The sequence below is a fragment of the Cupriavidus sp. 96C5-1 genome, assembly GCF_057798855.1.
On the sequence record NZ_JBYOJU010000025.1, the window covers coordinates 70,811 to 87,129 of the forward strand.

Sequence of the window (16,319 nt, forward strand, 5' to 3'; positions counted from 1 at the left end):
AGGAGCCGTTTGCCGGAAAGCCTGCGTCGGCAGGAACCCTGCGGATAACTTTGCCGTCATGCGGCCAAGGTTAGGCAATGGGGAGCATATTTGATCTCCGCCATGTGCCCCACCCGGGTGGAAGTCAAAATCAGAAAAGGAAAATCTCCGAATGGAGAAGCGTCGCCATATTCTGTTTCGCGCCCACATCAAAGAGTTCGTGTTACCGCCGATCAGCGATGGGCTTGTGCTGGGGCGCCGGTCTCCAATCGGGCATGTGGCGGTTGGCCGGGCACTCGATCTCCTGTCCACGACACCGTTCGAGCATGTCGAACTGGACGACGACGTGATCGCCGATCTGCTGGTGCGTCGCGCCATTCTGCGCAAGGTGCCCATTCATCAATTGAAGGCTTTCGTGCTTGAGGAGATCAAGCCTACGATGGGCGTGGAAGAAATCATCCACTTCAGCCTTGAAATCGAAATCATCCTTGACCATAAGCTAACGTAATGACCGGACTGCAGGCTAAGGATTGCATCGACCCATGCGGCTGGCCGGTGGATGCCTATCAGCGGTATCGCGATATTCGCGAGAGCCTGCCGGGAAGCGTCCGCGTGTTCCCGGTATTCGCGGAGACGGGCACATTCCAGGGGCTGGTGACGGATCGGCAGGCCATGCTGTTCCCGGGGAGAATATTCGCGGACCTGCTGGTGCGGCGCATGCCGGCACCCCTGCACCCGGACGATGAGCCGGTTCGCGCGCTGCACCGGATGCGCGAAGAGAAGCTGGACTACCTTGCCATTGTCGACGCCCATGGCGCCTACGTCGGTGTCATCTCGATGCAGAGTGTCCTGCTTGCGTTGTCGCAACGCGAGGAAGCGCATCATCTGGAGCGGGAATCGCTGATCGATCAGTTGCAAGGCGAACTGGTCAATCGCCGCATCGCCGCCGACATCGTCGAGTCCGCCAGCGACGGCGTGATGGTGACAGACCAGGCGTTGAAGATCCTGCTGGTCAATCGGGCTTTCCTGGAGATGACCGGGTATCCCGAGGACAGCATGCTGGGCCGCCGGCCCGGATTTCTCCAGTCGCGCCGGCACAATTCCGCTTTGTTCCGGGACATGCTGTCGGCCGTCGGCAGGGATGGCCAATGGGAAGGCGAGGTATGGCTGCGCCGCGCCGACGGCTCGATCTGCCCCGGCTGGGCCACGATCAAGAGCGTCGTCTGCGATATCGCGGGAAGCCGGAACTATGTCGTCATGTTCTCCGATATCGACCGGCGCGAAAGCCTTCGTGCCCAGTACCTGAGCCTTGCCTATTACGATTCCCTGACCGGATTGCCGAATCGGCAGCTGTTTCAGAACAGGCTCGACCACGCGATCGAGCATGCGCGCCGCAACGGGGTTGGCTTCTCATTGCTGTTTCTTGATCTCAACCATTTCAAGGACGTCAACGATGCACTGGGCCACACTGTCGGCGACCGGCTCCTGAAACACGTGGCGGAGCGGTTCAAATCGCTGGTGCGCGACGTCGACACCGTGGCGCGCCTGGGTGGAGACGAATTCACGTTCATTCTCCACGGGACCGTGGAACCGGCGCATGTCACGGGCCTGGCGAAGCGCATCTTCAGGGCGCTGGCTGCACCGGTCGTGCTGGACGGCATGCAGATCTACGCGTCCGCAAGTATCGGTGTCAGCCGCTACCCCGTGGACGGTACCACGGCGGAAGCCATTGTCATGAATGCCGATGCGGCCATGTACAAGGCGAAGGACGAGGGCAACGGGGTGTGCCGTTTCTACTCGACGGCATTCCACGACCGGCTTTCGGAACGGCTGGATATGACCAACGCGCTCCATCGCGCCCTGGAGCAGAACGAATTCTCGCTGGTCTGGCAGCCGCAGATCGCCCTCGCCGACGGGCGCGTGGTGGGTGCCGAGGTGTTGCTGAGATGGGCGCGCGATGGCAGCAGGATGATTTCCCCGGCGCTATTTATTCCCATTGCCGAAGAGACCAGCCTGATCGGCGCCATCGGCGAGTGGGTGCTGGAGGAAGCGTGCCGGCAGGCGAGGCAGCTGCGTGCGCTGATGCAAGACCGCGATTTCCGTATTGCCATCAATTTCTCCCCGGTGCAGTTGCGCTCGCACGGAGAGCAATCCGTGGCGGATGTGATCCGGTCGCATGGGCTGGACTGCGCCCGCTTCAAGATCGAGGTCACGGAGAACTCCATCTTCTCGTCGCAGGACGGCATGCTTGCCTTTGTCCGCGAGCTCGATGCCGCCGGCATCGCCATATCGATCGACGATTTTGGTACGGGCTACTGCAACCTGTCGGCCCTCAAGCATTTGCCGGTGCACGAGATCAAGATCGACCAGTCCTTCATCACGGACATGTCGACGTCCCCCAGCGATCGGCAAATCGTGATCGCGATGATCAAGATGGGCCATACGCTTGGCCTCCAGGTCGTCGCGGAGGGGGTGGAAGACGCCAGCCAGCTGGAATTGCTGAGGGAGCTTGGCTGCGACATCGGGCAGGGTTACCTGTTTGCCCGCCCGATGCCGCTGGATGAGCTTGTGGCGTTCCTGTCGTCCGCGCAGGCCGGGCGTGGCCCCGTGTCTGTTCCGGAGCAGGCGCAGACGTAGCGCGTTGCGCGGGTGAGGGGAACGCTCTGCGCGGACCGCAGCGATATGACGCCCGCGTCAGCGCACCATCTGGTTGATTTCCAGGATCGGCATCAGCACCGCAAGCACGATCATCAGCACCATCAGGCCCATGCCGAGGATCAGGGCGGGTTCGAGCAGGCCGGTGATGAACAGCGTGCGCCGCTCCAGCTGGCTGGCCTCGCCCTCGGCGGCGCGCTCGAGCATCTCGGGCAGCTTGCCGGTGGCTTCGCCGGAGCGGATGAGGTGGATCAGCACGGGGGGAAACTGGTTGGCGGAGGCCAGCGCGCGGGCCAGCGAAGTGCCCTCGCGCACGCGCGAGATGGCGTCTTCCACGTTTTCGCGCAGGGCCACGTTGTTGAGCGTTTCGCCGGCCGCCTGCAGGGCGCGCAGGATAGGCACGCCCGCACTGGTGAGAATCGCCAGGGTGCTGGCGAAGCGTGCCGTGTTGTAGCCGCGGACCAGCTTGCCCAGCAGCGGTGCGGTGAGCAGCCAGGCATGCCAGCGGTGGCGCGGGCCGGGCCAGGCGAGGATGCGGCGGACCAGCCACCAGGCGCCGATGCAGCCGAGCGCCGCCAGCCAGCCCCAGTCCCGCGCGAAGTCGCTGCAGGCGAGCATGACGGTCGTGATCGTCGGCAGTTTCTGCCTGGTGGTGGTGAACACGCCCACCACCTGCGGTACCACGTAGGTCAGCAGGAAGACGACGATGCCGAACGCGACCACGGTCACCACGGCAGGGTAGGTGAAGGCGAGCTTGATCTTCTGGGTCAGGGCATTGCGGTTCTCGATATAGTCCGCCAGCTTGGTCAGCACCACGTGAAGCTTGCCGCTATGCTCGCCGGCGGAAACCAGGGCTCGGTAAATGTCGGGGAAATCGCGCGGGTGCCGGGAGAGCGCCCCGGAGAACGACTGGCCGGAGACTACCTCGGCGCGGATCGCGCCGATGAGTTCGCGCACATAGGTGCGCTCCGCCTGGTCCGCCAGCGCGCCCAGCGCGTCGTTGAGCGGCAGGCCCGCGGTCAGCAGGCTTGCCACCTGGCGGGTAAAGATGGCCTGCTCCTGCGTGCCCAGGCGGCTGCCGAAGGCGCCCCGCCCGGCCGGCGCGGCGCTCACCACCATGACCTTGAGCGGGGTCAGGCCGCGCGCGCGGAGCAGCCCGCGCGCGGCGCGGTTGCCCTCGGCCTCGACCATGCCGCGATGGGTCTTGCCGCCGAAATCCACGGCTTCGTAGCGAAAAGCTGGCATGGCGGAATACTCCTCTCAATCCTTGCTGACGCGCAGCACTTCTTCCAGCGAAGTCAGGCCGGCATCGATCCAGCGCTGGCCGTCCTGGCGCATGGTGAGCATGCCGGCGGCAACGGCCGCAGCGCGGATGTCGGCATCCGCGCTGCGCTGGTGGATATGCCGGCGCACCTGGTCGTCGACCACCAGCAGTTCGTAGATGCCGGAGCGGCCCTGATATCCGGTGGGGCCGCAGCGGGCACAGCCGCGCGGGTGCCAGAGGCCGTCCTGTTCCCATTTGCACGCCGGGCACAGGCGCCGCACCAGCCGTTGCGCCAGCACCCCGAGCAGGCTGGAGGCCAGCAGGTAGGGCTCCACGCCCATATCCGTCAGCCGGGTGACCGCCGAGGCGGCGTCGTTGGTGTGCAGGGTGGCAAGCACGAGGTGGCCGGTGAGCGAGGCCTGGACGGCGATCTGCGCGGTTTCCAGGTCGCGGATCTCGCCGATCATGATGACGTCGGGGTCCTGGCGCAGGATGGCGCGCAGCGCCTTGCCGAAGGTCATGTCGATGCGTGCGTTGACCTGCGTCTGGCCGATGCCGTCGAGGTCGTACTCGATCGGGTCCTCGACCGTCATGATGTTGGTGGCGGCGGCATCCAGCCGCGACAGCGCGGCATACAGCGTGGTGGTCTTGCCCGAGCCGGTGGGCCCGGTGACCAGCACGATGCCGTGCGGCTGCTGGATCTGGCGGTCGAAGTGCCGCAGGGTGTCCGCGCTCATGCCGAGCCTGGCCAGGTCCAGCCGGCCGGCATCCTTGTCGAGCAGGCGCAGCACGGCCCGTTCTCCGTGCCCCGTGGGCAGGGTGGATACCCGCACGTCCACGGCCCGGCCGGCAACCCGTAGCGTGATGCGCCCGTCCTGTGGCAGGCGTTTCTCGGCGATGTCCAGTTGCGCCATGATCTTGATGCGGGAGATCAGCGCGCCGTGCAGCGCTTTGTTGGGCCGCACGATGTCGCGCATGGTGCCGTCCACGCGCTGCCGTACCACCGAACTCTGCTCGAAGGCCTCGATGTGGATGTCCGACGCGCCTTCGCGCGCGGCCTGCGTGAGCAGGGCGTTGATCATCCGGATGACCGGGGCATCGTCCTCGGCTTCCAGCAGGTCTTCGACGGCCGGCAGTTCCTGCATCAATCGCGACAGGTCGACTTCGCCTTCCACTTCGCCCACCACCTGGGCGGCGGAGCCTTCGTTGGCGGCATAGGCCTCCGACAAGGCCTGCTGCAGGGCTTGCGGGCTCAGCATGACAAGGCGGTCGATGCCGAATGTCCGGACGGCCTCGGCGATAGCCCGGGCAGGGGTGTCGGCGCACAGCCAGGCTTCGGGCACCGAACCGGGGCGCGGCACCACGAGCAGCCTGGCCGCGCGAGCCCAGGCATAGGGCACCAGGCGCGCACCAGTGGCGCGCCGCGCAGCAGGCCCGGCGGCCGGCGCGGGGAGCGTGCCAGGGGCGCCATGGTCCTGGCGTGCCGCGGGCGTGGCCATCATCCGCCTCGCTCGCCGGGGCTTGCGGCCTGGCCGCCGGTGCCGTGCCACCCCGGCGGCATCGACAGGCTGCTGCCGGTGGCGGGCGGACGGGCGGGAGGCGCCTCGCGGCGATTGCCTAGCGGCAGCGGCGTGCCGTCCGGCTGCCCGGACGCCGCCGGCAATTGGGGCGTGTCGTCATCGCGCACGAACCAATTGTCGCTCGGGTAGCGCGCCCCCTCGTTGCGCATATAGTCGTAGCGCGTCATCACGACATCGCGCGCGGATTCGGGCGTGCGCACGATGGTGGGCCGCAGGAACACCATCAGGTTGGTCTTGCGGCGCTGTTTGTTCTCGTAGCGGAACAACGCGCCCAGCAACGGCAGATCGCCCAGGCCGGGCACCTTGTCCACGCCTTCGTTGTAGGAGTCCTGCATCAGGCCGCCGAGCACGATGATGTCGCCGGTATCGACCATGACCGAGGTTTCCAGCGCACGCTTGTTGGTGGTGGGCCCGTTGTTGCCGCCAGCGGAGATCACATCCGACGTTTCCTGGTAGATCTGCAGCTTGACGCCATCCCCATCGGTGATCTGCGGGCGCACCCGCAAGGTCAGGCCCACGTCCTGGCGCTCGATGGTCTGGAATGGCGTCACGCTGGCCGCGCTGCCGGTCTGGGCGTAGGAGCCGGTGACGAAGGGCAGGTTCTGGCCGACCATGATGCGAGCCTCTTCGTTATCCAGCGTCATCAGGTTCGGTGTCGAGAGGATATTGACGCCTTTCTGCGTGCTGAGCGCGCGCAGCAGCGCATTGAGGCCGAGCTTGTTGCTGATGATGCCGACATTGAGCCCGCCCGCGCTGGCCACGTTTGCCGCCAGCGACGGCAGGATGCCGCCGCCGTTGACCGCGCCCGCGCCCACGGTGACGATGTTCTGCCCGCCGCTGCCGAGATTGGTGCCGCCGAACAGGCGCCCGTTCTGCACCTGCCACTGGATGCCCAGCTCGGCGGCGTTGTCCGAGGTGATCTCGACGATCATGGATTCGACGTAGACCTGGGCCCGCCTGGTGTCGAGTTCATCGATCAAGGCGCGCAGGTTGCGGTAGACCGGCTCCGAGGCCGTGATCAGCAGCGAGTTGGTGGCAGGGTCGGCCTGGATGGTGCCGCCGGTGGTGGGCGCGGCGGCCGCGCTGCCCTGGCTGGCGCCCATGCTGGCGCTGCCGAGGCCGCCGCTGGTGGCGGCGCCAGGCCCGCCGCCCAGGCTCCCGCCCGCGCTGCCGCCCGCGGGAAGGGGGGGCATCGAGGGGTAGGAGCCGCTGCTGGCTGCCGCCTGGCCGGTGCCGGTGGCGGCCGACATCGATAGCGTGGCGTCCGCCGCCACCAGTGCCCGCAGCGTTTGCGCCAGGGTGGTGGCGCTGGCATTCTTGAGCGGCACCATATACATATTGCCCGGACGGCTGGAGGGACGGTCCAGCTTGGCCGCCAGCGCCTTGGCCTGGTGCAGCCGCTCCGCGCTTGGTGCCCGGATCAGCAGCGTGTTGCTGCGCGGCTCTGCCACCACCGATACGCGCAGGCCGGCCTCGCCGCCACCGCCCGCGCCGCCGGCGGCGCTATTGCCTCCGGCGGCGCCCGGATCGAGCATGCGCTGCAGCAGCACGGCGACATCGCTGGCGATCACATGGCGCAGCGGCACCACCTCCACATCGCCGCCCGCCACGCCCTTGTCCACCGCGGCGATGATATCGGCGATGCGGCGTACATTGTCCGCGTAGTCGGTCACAACGATGGTGTTGTTGTTGGGGTAGGCATTGATCACGCTGTTGGCCGTGATCAGCGGGCGCAGCACGGGTACCAGCGTGGCTGCGGACTCCCGCTTGAGACGGAACACCTGCGTGATGACCTGGTTGCCGCGCGCGCCGGCGCCGCTCGCGTTGCCGACGACCGTTTCCATCGCCTGGAGCTTGGCGTCGGCCTCGGGCACCACCTTCAGCATGTTGCCGTCCTCCACCATGGCGTAGCCCTGCAGGCGCAAGGCCGACTGCAGCGTGCGCATGGCCTGGGCCGTGGTCAGCGGCTTGTCCGAGGACAGGCTGAGCGAGCCCTTGACACGCGGGTCGACCAGCACGGTCTTGCCATGTGCGGCGGCGACGGCCTGCACTACCTGGGCAATCTCGGCGTTTTCGAAATCCAGCGTGACGCGCCGCTGCGCCTGCACCGGGCCCTGCTCCGACAGCGCCCCTTGCGGCAGGCTCAAGGTCAGGGCAAGCAGTGCGCAGGCGTGCGCGAGATTGCGTTTGAGGTTCATGTTCCGTATGCGGGATGGCCGCGCCTGGAGCCGCTCTGGCACGGTGACCGTGAGTTGCCGCGAATGCCGCCGGGCTGGCGCTGCCGCGGGTTGGCGGCGGAACATCGCTGAAGGCATAAACTATCCTGCCAGTGCAACAGAACCATGGCGGCGAAAGGCCAGTTCTTGCCATCATGGTGTCATGTTGCACAGCGAGGAGATGCGCGCTCGCGGCACGGTTGCGGCGGCGCGCCAGGCCGCCGCGGCGCCCTTGTGGGGATGCCACTGCTTCGCCTGCGCTCAGCCGTTGTGGCATGAAGCGCTGTTGATGCCGACCCGCCCGACGGGATCGACGGCGTATCGGTTCTCGGCCTGCTCCGCACGGTTGTGGGCGAGCAGCGTGCACATTTCTATCCAGCACTCCGCGGACACCAGGTAGGCGTGCGGGCGCTGGTGTTTCGTGATCAGTACCGGTTGCTCCTGCGCGGCCTCCAGCGCGCGGGAAGGGTTGGCACTGAATTTCGTTACGTTGATGAACCACTGGCTTTCCGTCATGCCCTGACCTTTTGATGTAAAGACGAGACGACCGCCCTGGCCAAAGGAAATCCATCGTCCGCGATGATCGCGGCAAGGGCCTTGCGGGCGGCTGGCGAAATGTGGTGTTGCGTGATGTGTTGCGTCAGCCGGCAGTAGCGGTATCAGATCCGCTACACGGCCGGGCTTATCGGCTGGCTGCCCGGCGCTTCAGGGCCGGACGCCGCCGTCGTCGCGCAATGCCCGGTGCCGGCGCGATGATGCTTCCGCCTGGGGTCACGGAATTCTTCTTGTGCCATTGCGCATTCCCTTGAAAGAGCGCCTGCCTCATTAGTTAAGACGTTTCATGAGACATGAAACCCGCAGTTTTTTTGTTGCGCGGCTATTCGCCAGGTGCCGGCACATGCAGCGAGCACGCTCAGCGAATCCCTTCGCGCATGGATATGCGCCCCGGCCCGGGCAATGCCACCGCACCCGCGCGCAGCGCATAACGCATAACGCATAACGATCCCCTCTTTTATTCGTTCCGTGTGCGCCGCCGCTTGCGTACAGTTTTGCTGACCGTCGGTGCCAGCCGGCGCCACCCCAGCCGGCTGGCACCGACGGTGCGCCGCGTGCGCAAACCACGACTTCGCCCACAAGAATTCGAACAACCCGAACACACCATGACCCGCACTCTTTCGCTGCGCTCCCAGCGTCCTATCGTCCTTGCCGCAACCTTGCTGGCCGGTACCTTCATTGCCGGCGCGGCGCATGCCGACGCCACGCTCGACAAGATCCGCCAGCGCGGCAGGATCGTGGTCGGCATCATGTTGTCCGGCAGTGCCTTCGGCTCCATCGATCCTGCCACGCAGAAGCCCGTCGGCTTCAATGCCGAGCTGGCGCAGGACCTGGCAAGGCAGCTCCACGTGGAGCTGGAAACCGTGCAGGTGCAGCCGTCCAACCGCGTGCAATTCCTGCAGCAGGGCAAGGTCGACGTGCTGATCGCGGCAATGGAATACAACGCCGAGCGCGGCGAGCAGCTGGGCCACGTGCCGACGCCCTATTACCGCGTGGGGGGCGCCGTCATCGTGCCAAAGCAGAGCGATATCCGCCGCTGGGAAGACCTCAAGGGCAAGACCGTGTGCATCTCGCAGGGCAGCAGCTATACGCGCCCGGTGCAGGTGGAATACGGCGCCATTCCGAAGGGCTTCAAGGGGTCGGCGGAATCGCTGCTGGCGCTGCGCGGCGACAACTGCGCCGGCGCCGTGCACGACAACACGCTGCTGCAGCCGCTGGTGCGCGGCAATCCGGAGTGGCAGAACTACCGCATCGTGCTGCCGGAGCTGAATCCCGCGCCTACCGTGGTCTGGACCCGCAGGGGCGAGCAGGACACCATCCAGGCGGTCGATCGCATCGTGCAGAACTGGCACCGCACCGGCTGGCTGATCGCCACCGAGAAGAAGGCCGGCATCCTGCCGCCTTCGCCGGCGCTCATCGAGCTGCACGACAGGTTCAAGGGCGGCCGTTCCTGATGGATGCCGCGATTGCCTCGCTGGTGGACGGAGCGCGCCATCTCGGCCTGAACTATGCCTTCCTGGCCGATGCCTATGACCGCGGCGCGTTCGCGCATGGCGCCTGGGTCACGGTGCAACTGGTGGTTTGCACGCTGGCAGGCAGCCTGGTGGCGGGCGTGGCCATGGCGGCATTGCTGACCTCCCGCCGTCCGCTGCTGGCGGGCGCCACCCGGGCCTTTGTCGAAGTCACGCGCAATACGCCCACGCTGGTGCAGCTCTACTGCGCCTTCCTCGTGCTGAATATGCTGATCACGCACGCCTTGCAGGACGCGCAGCGCAGCAATCCGCTCACGCCATTCCTGTGGGTGGTGGTGGTGCTGTCGCTGCACAAGGGGGTATTCCATGCCGAAGCCCTGCGCGCCGGCATCGAAGCGGTGCCCAAGGTCACGCTGGAAGCGGCGGCCTCGCTGGGCTTCGATCGCCGGACCCTGCTGTGGCGCGTGCAACTGCCGCTGGCGGCGCGCTTCGCGCTGCCGGCGCTGGTCAACAATTCGGTGGAGCTGGTCAAGGCCACCGCGGTGGCCTCGGCCATTGCGGTGGGCGATATCACCTATGCCTCCATCATGATCTGGACCCAGCGCGACAACGTGCTGGAACTGATGGTGCTGCTGCTGCTGTTCTTTGGTTTGCTGACCTGGGTGGTCAGCCATGCCGGGCACTGGCTGGAACACCGACTGAGGATGCCCGGCTATGGCAACCGCTGATTCCAACTTTGCGGGTTCGCCCGCATCGGCTTCATGGCCGCGCGCGGGCCGCTTCGCCGCGCTGCTGTGGTGCCTGCCGCTGCTGGCGGTGGGTCTTGCGGCTACCCGGCATCCGGACCTGGCGCGGGCGCTGGCCAGTGCCTGGCAGTGGTCGCCCGCGCTGGTGCGCGGCTTCCTGGTCAATATCGGCGTGAGCCTGCTGGCGATCGCGCTGGGCACGGCCGGCGGGCTGCTGGTCGGCGCCTTGCGGATGTCGCCGGTGACGCTGCTGTCGCGCCCCGCGCATTGCTATGTGCAGGTGTTCCGCAACGCCCCGTGGCTGGTGCTGATCTATTTTTCCACCTATGTTTTTCCGTTCGAGCTGAATATCGGCAGCCACATCGTGCCGTTTCCCGACTGGTTCAAGGTGGTGGTGGGGCTGGCGCTGCCGGCCAGCGCCAACGTGGCCGAGGTGCTGCGCGGCGCGGTGCAGTCCATCCCGCTCACGCAGTGGGAGGCGGCCAGCTCGATGGCGTTCTCGCGCTGGCAGATCCTGCGGCTGATCATCGTGCCGCAGTGCGTGCGCCGCATGCTGCCGCCGTGGATGAACCTGTACGCCACGCTCACCATGGGCACCGCGCTGGCCTCGCTGGTGGGCGTGCACGACCTGCTCGATACCGCGCAGATCGCCAGCAATACCGTCAACCAGACCGCCTTTACCGTGCTGATCTACTTCACCGTGCTGGCGCTGTTCTTTGCCTGGTGCTACCCGATTTCCCGCTTCACCCGTTTCCTGGAACAAAAACATGCTGTTGCCTGAACACGCTGGCGGACCCGTGCTGTCCGCCGTCCCCACGGCTGCCGCCGCACCGCTGGTTGCGCTGCAGGACGTGCACCTGGCCTTCGGCGGCAACGCGGTGCTCAGGGGCATCGACCTAGAAGTGCGGCGCGGCCAGGCGGTGTCCATCATCGGCCCGTCGGGCTCCGGCAAGTCCACCATCCTGCGCTGCCTGACCGGCCTGCTGGAGCCGCAGCAAGGCAAGGTCACGGTGGGCGGCGTTTCCGTGCGCGGCCTGCGTACCGAGGCCGAGCGCATCGCGCTGCGCAAGCGCGTGGGCTTTGTCTTCCAGCAGTACAACCTGTTCCCGCACCTGACCGTGCTGCAGAACCTCACCATCGCGCCGGTGCGCGTGCTGGGCCGCAGCCGCGCGCAGGCAGAGGCGACGGCCATCGGGCTGCTGCGCAAGGTGCGCCTGGCCGACAAGGCCGGGGCTTACCCGGGCGAGCTGTCGGGCGGCCAGCAGCAGCGCGTGGCGATTGCCCGCGCCCTGGCGATGGAGCCCGAGCTGATCCTGTTCGACGAGGTGACCTCGGCGCTCGACCCCGAAACGGTGGGCGAGGTGCTGACCGTGATCGGCGACCTGGTGGACGAAGGGCTGACCTGCCTGCTGGTGACGCACGAGATGCGTTTTGCCGAGGAGATCAGCGACGAGGTGTATTTCACCGAGGGCGGCCTGATCGTCGAGCATGGCCCGGCCCGCCGCATCTTCAGCCAGCCGCGCAGCGAGCGCACGCGCGCCTTCCTCAACCGCGCGCTGGGGGCACCGGCCCGGCCGCCCGCCGATCCGTTCGTCGCCAGTTTCGACAAGCTGCGCTTTGCCATCTGACGGCGTGCCGCCAGCCAACCCACAACGAACAACCATGAGCCATCATCGCGATACCCGACTGATCCACGCCGGCACGCCGCCCTTCAGCCAGGGCCACGGCCCGGTCAATGTGCCGGTGGTGCGCGCCAGCACCGTGCGCTTCGAGAGCGCCGCCGCCTATGACGATATCCGCGAGCGCCATGCGCGCGGCGAGCGCGTCAGCGCCTACGGGCGGCAGGGCATGGAGACGCACCGCGCGCTGGAGGACGCGATTGCCGCGCTGGAAGGCGGCGACCGCACCTTCCTCGTGCCCTCGGGCCTGGCGGCGATCTCGCTGACCTTCGTGGCGCTGCTGTCGCCGGGCGATCACGCGCTGGTGGTGGACAGCGTCTATGCGCCGGTGCGCCGGCTGGAGCAGACCCTGTTGCGCCGCCTGGGCATCGAGGTCAGCTACTTCTCGCCGGGCCGGGACGATGTGGCGGCGCTGATCCGGCCCAACACGAAGCTGCTCTACCTGGAGTCGCCCAGTTCGCTGCTCTACGAGGTGCTGGACCTGCCGCGCCTTGCCCAGATCGCGCACCGCCATGGCGTGGTGGTGGCGGCCGACAATACCTGGGCTTCCGGCCACGTGCTGCAGCCGCTGGCGCTGGGCGTGGATGTGTCGATCCTGGCCGCGACCAAATACATCAGCGGACACTCCGACCTGATGCAGGGCGCGCTGGTGGTCAGGGATGCAGCGCTGGCGCGCCGCCTTGCCGACGCCTACGACGGGTTCGGGCTGGCCATCGGCGCGGACGATGCCTACCTGGCGCTGCGCGGCATCCGCACGCTGGCGGTGCGCCTGGCCCAGCATCAGCGCAATGCGCTGGCAGTGGCGCACTATCTCGAGGCGCACGCGGCGGTGGGCAGGGTGTTCTATCCGGCCTTGCCGTCGGACCCGGGGCACGCGTTGTGGCTGCGCGACTTCTCCGGCGCCAACGGGCTGGTGTCGTTCTCGCTGCCCGGGGCGGACGCCGCCGGGGCGCGCAAGCTGGTGGATTCGCTGCGCCTGTTCGGGCTGGGCGCCTCCTGGGGCGGCTATGAAAGCCTGGTGCAGGTGGCCGCGCCGGAACGCCTCGCCGAGCACTCGTACTGGCGCGGCACGGAACCGGTGATTCGCTTGCATATCGGGCTGGAAGCGGCGGATGACCTGATTGCCGACCTGGAGCAGGGACTGGCGGCGTTGCCGCAAAGGCGCGCCGCGGCCTGAGACAGGCAGGGCTGGCCGGGCTGCCCGAAAAAAGGAAGCGGTGCGGGGTGTTTGCCCGCTTCCAAAAAAGCCAGTGTCATCGTTGCGCTGGCTTTCAGTACGCTTTGGCCTGGCGCGGGCCGCGCCAGGCTATCGGGGCTCAGATCGCCCAGCCGCCTCCATAGAACACGGCCAGCGCCAGCGCAATGCCGACCGTGCCGACGTTCAGCTTGCGGAACTCGCCGGCCACGATGCGGCCGATCACCAGGGTGCAGAAGCCCAGCATGATGCCGGTGACGATATTGCAGGTGAGCACGATAAAGACCGCGCAGACCAGCCCGGCCATGGCGTCGACCATATCGTCCATATGCAGCTTGCTGACGCTGCTGAGCATCAGCAGGCCGACATACATCAAGGCCGGCGCCGTGGCGTAGGAAGGCACCAGCGCGGCCAGCGGCGAGAAGAAGATCACCGCCAGGAACATCAGGCCGACCACCACCGCGGCCAGGCCGGTCTTGGCGCCGGCCGCCACGCCCACGCTCGACTCGATATAGGCCGCCGCTGGCGCGCCGCCGAAGAAGGCCGAGAAAATCGAGCTCAGCGAATCCGCGGTCAGCGCGCGGCCGCCGTTGTGGATCTGTCCTTTCTCGTCGAGTTGCCCGGCTTGTCCCGCCACCGCGCGGATGGTGCCGGTGGCATCGAACACGGCGGTCATCACCAGGGCCAGCACGCTGGGCAGCACCGCCAGCGACAATGCGCCCTTGATATCCATCGCGCCGATCAGCGAGGCATGGCCCGGCGCGCTCAGCGAGGGCAGGGCGAACACTCCGGAGAACCTGACGGCGGGATCGAAGGCCAGTCCCAGCGCGGAGATGGCCACGATCACCAGCAGGATGCCGCCCGGGACGCGGCGCTTTTCCAGGCCGAAGATCGCCGCCAGCCCCAGCACCGACATCACCACGGGGAATGCGGTGATCTTGCCCAGCGCGACCGGCAGGCCGGCGCCGGGGTTCTTGACCACCAGGCCCACATCGCTGGAAGCGATCAGCAGCAGGAACAGGCCAATGCCGATCCCGGTGCCATGCGCCACGCCGGCGGGCAGGTTGCGCAGGATCCAGGAGCGCACGCCGGTGACGGAAATGGCGGTAAAGACCACGCCCATCAGGAAGATCGCGCCGAGCGCGACAGCGGGCGTGAGCCCTTGCCCCAGCACCAGCCCGAAGGCGGTAAAGGCGGTCAGCGAGATCGCGCAGCCGATGGCGATCGGCAGCCTGGCCCACATGCCCATCAGCAAGGAGCCGAACGCCGCGGTCAGGCACACCGCGACAAAGACGGCGCTGGTGTCGAAGCCCGCTTTGCCGAGCATGCCCGGCACCACGAACACGGAATAGACCATGGCCATGAAGGTGGTGACGCCGGCCACCACCTCGCGGCGCTGCGTGCTGCCGCGCGCGCTGATCTGGAAGTATCGGTTCAGGAAGCCCGTGACCTTGGTGGCTTCGATCGCCTCTGCGGCGTCGATGGCCTCGGTGCCGGGGGCGGCGGCACGGCCGGGGAACGGCTGTTCAAGCATGGCGGAGTGTCTCCTTTGTGATGCACTGGGGCGGTGGCTGGGCACGCGCATCCAGGCTGTCTCGCTTTATCGTTGTCGGTACCGGAGCCGGCACGCCATCCGCGGCACAACGCAAGGTTGCGCTGCGGGCAGCACTGCATGGTTCCGGTACGCCGCTGTCAGCCAGGTCTTCGCCACTCCGTGCTGGCGCCCCTGGTCAGACATGGCGCAAGACTAAGGGAGGGCGGGGCGTTTCCCCATAACCGGCCGCGCATGGCGGGCATTGCGATTTTTGTATGGGGAGGCAGGCGAGTGCCTGCCGCGGCACCGGGTTGGCTATCCAGTCAACCGATCGGCAAAATAAGCGGCGAAGCGATTCGTCAACCGATACGCGTTCTGAGTCCGATGCGGCGCAGGACTGCCTGGATGGCATCCGTGGCACCGCCTCTTGCGCGCGCGTCGTTCAACACGGCGCGGACCCGCAGGGCCAATGCTTGCGCGATCAGCAGGGCATCGGCATGCTGCGGGCTCGATCCGCTGCGCGCGTAGAGGTCGACTTCGTTCAGCGGCGTGCTGCCCTGGTAGACGAAGAGCCGTACTTTCGGCAGATAGCCGCCGTCGGCGAGCGCCTTGGCGCGCGGCATGACGCGGTAGGAAATCTCATTGTGCGTGGATGGCATGACGGCATTCACGGTCAGGCGTCGCGCTTCAGGGGCGACGTGGCAATGCCGACTTCAGGCCGGGTGGCGTAGTCGACGCCGTGCCGCTCCAGATAGTCGCGGATCAATTGCCGCACCACTTGCGAGGGCGTTTGGTCCTGCGCCGCGCATAGCGTTTCAAAGGCTTTCTTCTTCACCGGGTCGATCAACACGGTGAGACGGGCGGTCTTGGATTCCATGCGGTCTGTCGTGGCGCTTCATGATAATAGAATTATCATTATATACAACTGCGTGGTGGCGTAACAGCACACAGGCGCGTGCCGGGCCATCGCTGGCGATGACGGATCGGACCCGCACCGGCGCGCCTCAGACCAGCACGTGGCGCGTTTCCTCGAAGAAGCGGAAGATCCGCCGCTCCATCTCCGGATCGATCATCGCCTCGGGCCGCTTTCCATGCGGGCAGGCCAGCCGTGGCGTGGTCCCGAACAGCCGGCAGATCAGCGGGCGCTCGGCGTACACCTGGCAGCCGTTGCTGCCAAGGTGCGGGCAACTCAGTTGCGCAAGCGCCGCTTCATGCTCGGCATCGCTCTTGACGGGAAGCCTCGACATCTCTTCGGTGGAAGTGGTCACCGGTCCACAGCAGTCATGGCATCCGGGGACGCACTCGAACGCGGGGATGCGGGAGCGGAAGAACCTGATTTTCTGGCTGGTCATTTGCATTTGACGCTTTCCCCGTTTTGCTTTCCGCACCACACCGAATACCAAGCCGAATACCGCGCCGGTTGCCATGACCATGCCAGGCGCAT

The 16,319-nt window shown here is 66.8% G+C and carries 15 protein-coding genes; 7 read left to right on the plus strand and 8 right to left on the minus strand.

What is annotated here, in order from left to right; all coding sequences use genetic code 11:
• The first annotated feature begins 151 nt into the window (after positions 1 to 151).
• Positions 152 to 487 (plus strand): hypothetical protein, encoded by a 336-nt coding sequence (locus AC3FOF_RS24750; protein ID WP_276267779.1) that lies wholly within the window; start codon positions 152 to 154, stop codon positions 485 to 487.
• Positions 487 to 2,616, plus strand: a complete 2,130-nt coding sequence (locus AC3FOF_RS24755; RefSeq protein ID WP_488728086.1) for a putative bifunctional diguanylate cyclase/phosphodiesterase — start codon at positions 487 to 489, stop codon at positions 2,614 to 2,616. The genes AC3FOF_RS24750 and AC3FOF_RS24755 overlap by 1 nt, the downstream gene beginning before the upstream one ends.
• A 57-nt stretch (positions 2,617 to 2,673) precedes the next feature.
• Here the strand turns inward: AC3FOF_RS24755 and gspF are convergent, their stop codons facing one another.
• The 4 genes from gspF to AC3FOF_RS24775 form a co-directional block, all read right to left on the minus strand.
• Positions 2,674 to 3,879: a type II secretion system inner membrane protein GspF gene (gene gspF, locus AC3FOF_RS24760; protein WP_488728087.1), complete on the minus strand. Its 1,206-nt coding sequence runs from the start codon at positions 3,877 to 3,879 to the stop codon at positions 2,674 to 2,676.
• Between the two features lie 15 nt (positions 3,880 to 3,894).
• Positions 3,895 to 5,397, minus strand: a complete 1,503-nt coding sequence (gene gspE, locus AC3FOF_RS24765) for a type II secretion system ATPase GspE (RefSeq protein ID WP_488728120.1) — start codon at positions 5,395 to 5,397, stop codon at positions 3,895 to 3,897.
• Positions 5,397 to 7,676, minus strand: a complete 2,280-nt coding sequence (gspD, locus tag AC3FOF_RS24770) for a type II secretion system secretin GspD (protein ID WP_488728088.1) — start codon at positions 7,674 to 7,676, stop codon at positions 5,397 to 5,399. The genes gspE and gspD overlap by 1 nt, the downstream gene beginning before the upstream one ends.
• A 279-nt stretch (positions 7,677 to 7,955) precedes the next feature.
• Positions 7,956 to 8,210, minus strand: a complete 255-nt coding sequence (locus tag AC3FOF_RS24775; protein ID WP_017230652.1) for a type II toxin-antitoxin system Phd/YefM family antitoxin — start codon at positions 8,208 to 8,210, stop codon at positions 7,956 to 7,958.
• Between the two features lie 644 nt (positions 8,211 to 8,854).
• Between AC3FOF_RS24775 and AC3FOF_RS24780 the strand changes: the two genes are divergently transcribed.
• From AC3FOF_RS24780 to metC, 5 genes are read left to right on the plus strand one after another with little or no spacing between them, the layout of a single operon-like run.
• Positions 8,855 to 9,703, plus strand: a complete 849-nt coding sequence (locus tag AC3FOF_RS24780; protein ID WP_017230653.1) for a transporter substrate-binding domain-containing protein — start codon at positions 8,855 to 8,857, stop codon at positions 9,701 to 9,703.
• Entirely contained in the window at positions 9,703 to 10,449 is a 747-nt protein-coding gene (locus AC3FOF_RS24785) for an amino acid ABC transporter permease (protein ID WP_488728089.1), read from the plus strand. The genes AC3FOF_RS24780 and AC3FOF_RS24785 overlap by 1 nt, the downstream gene beginning before the upstream one ends.
• Positions 10,436 to 11,248, plus strand: coding sequence for an amino acid ABC transporter permease (locus tag AC3FOF_RS24790; RefSeq protein ID WP_488728090.1), 813 nt, complete (start codon positions 10,436 to 10,438; stop codon positions 11,246 to 11,248). Before AC3FOF_RS24785 ends, AC3FOF_RS24790 begins: the two co-directional genes overlap by 14 nt.
• Positions 11,235 to 12,095 carry an amino acid ABC transporter ATP-binding protein gene (locus AC3FOF_RS24795; RefSeq protein WP_276267650.1) on the plus strand — a complete coding sequence of 287 codons (861 nt, stop codon included), beginning with the start codon at positions 11,235 to 11,237 and terminating at the stop codon, positions 12,093 to 12,095. The genes AC3FOF_RS24790 and AC3FOF_RS24795 overlap by 14 nt, the downstream gene beginning before the upstream one ends.
• A 34-nt stretch (positions 12,096 to 12,129) precedes the next feature.
• Positions 12,130 to 13,323, plus strand: a complete 1,194-nt coding sequence (metC, locus tag AC3FOF_RS24800; RefSeq protein ID WP_488728091.1) for a cystathionine beta-lyase — start codon at positions 12,130 to 12,132, stop codon at positions 13,321 to 13,323.
• Positions 13,324 to 13,462: 139 nt separating this feature from the next.
• Here the strand turns inward: metC and AC3FOF_RS24805 are convergent, their stop codons facing one another.
• The 4 genes from AC3FOF_RS24805 to AC3FOF_RS24820 form a co-directional block, all read right to left on the minus strand.
• On the minus strand, positions 13,463 to 14,875 hold the full coding sequence (locus tag AC3FOF_RS24805; RefSeq protein WP_017230659.1) for an NCS2 family permease: 1,413 nt from the start codon (positions 14,873 to 14,875) through the stop codon (positions 13,463 to 13,465).
• Between the two features lie 359 nt (positions 14,876 to 15,234).
• Entirely contained in the window at positions 15,235 to 15,534 is a 300-nt protein-coding gene (locus tag AC3FOF_RS24810; RefSeq protein ID WP_017230660.1) for a hypothetical protein, read from the minus strand.
• 14 nt (positions 15,535 to 15,548) lie between these two features.
• The gene (locus tag AC3FOF_RS24815; RefSeq protein WP_017230661.1) at positions 15,549 to 15,752 is read right to left on the minus strand and encodes a hypothetical protein; all 204 of its coding nucleotides are present in this window, start codon (positions 15,750 to 15,752) and stop codon (positions 15,549 to 15,551) included.
• A gap of 127 nt (positions 15,753 to 15,879) precedes the next feature.
• Positions 15,880 to 16,308, minus strand: a complete 429-nt coding sequence (locus tag AC3FOF_RS24820) for a YkgJ family cysteine cluster protein (RefSeq protein WP_488728092.1) — start codon at positions 16,306 to 16,308, stop codon at positions 15,880 to 15,882.
• Positions 16,309 to 16,319 lie beyond the last annotated feature (11 nt).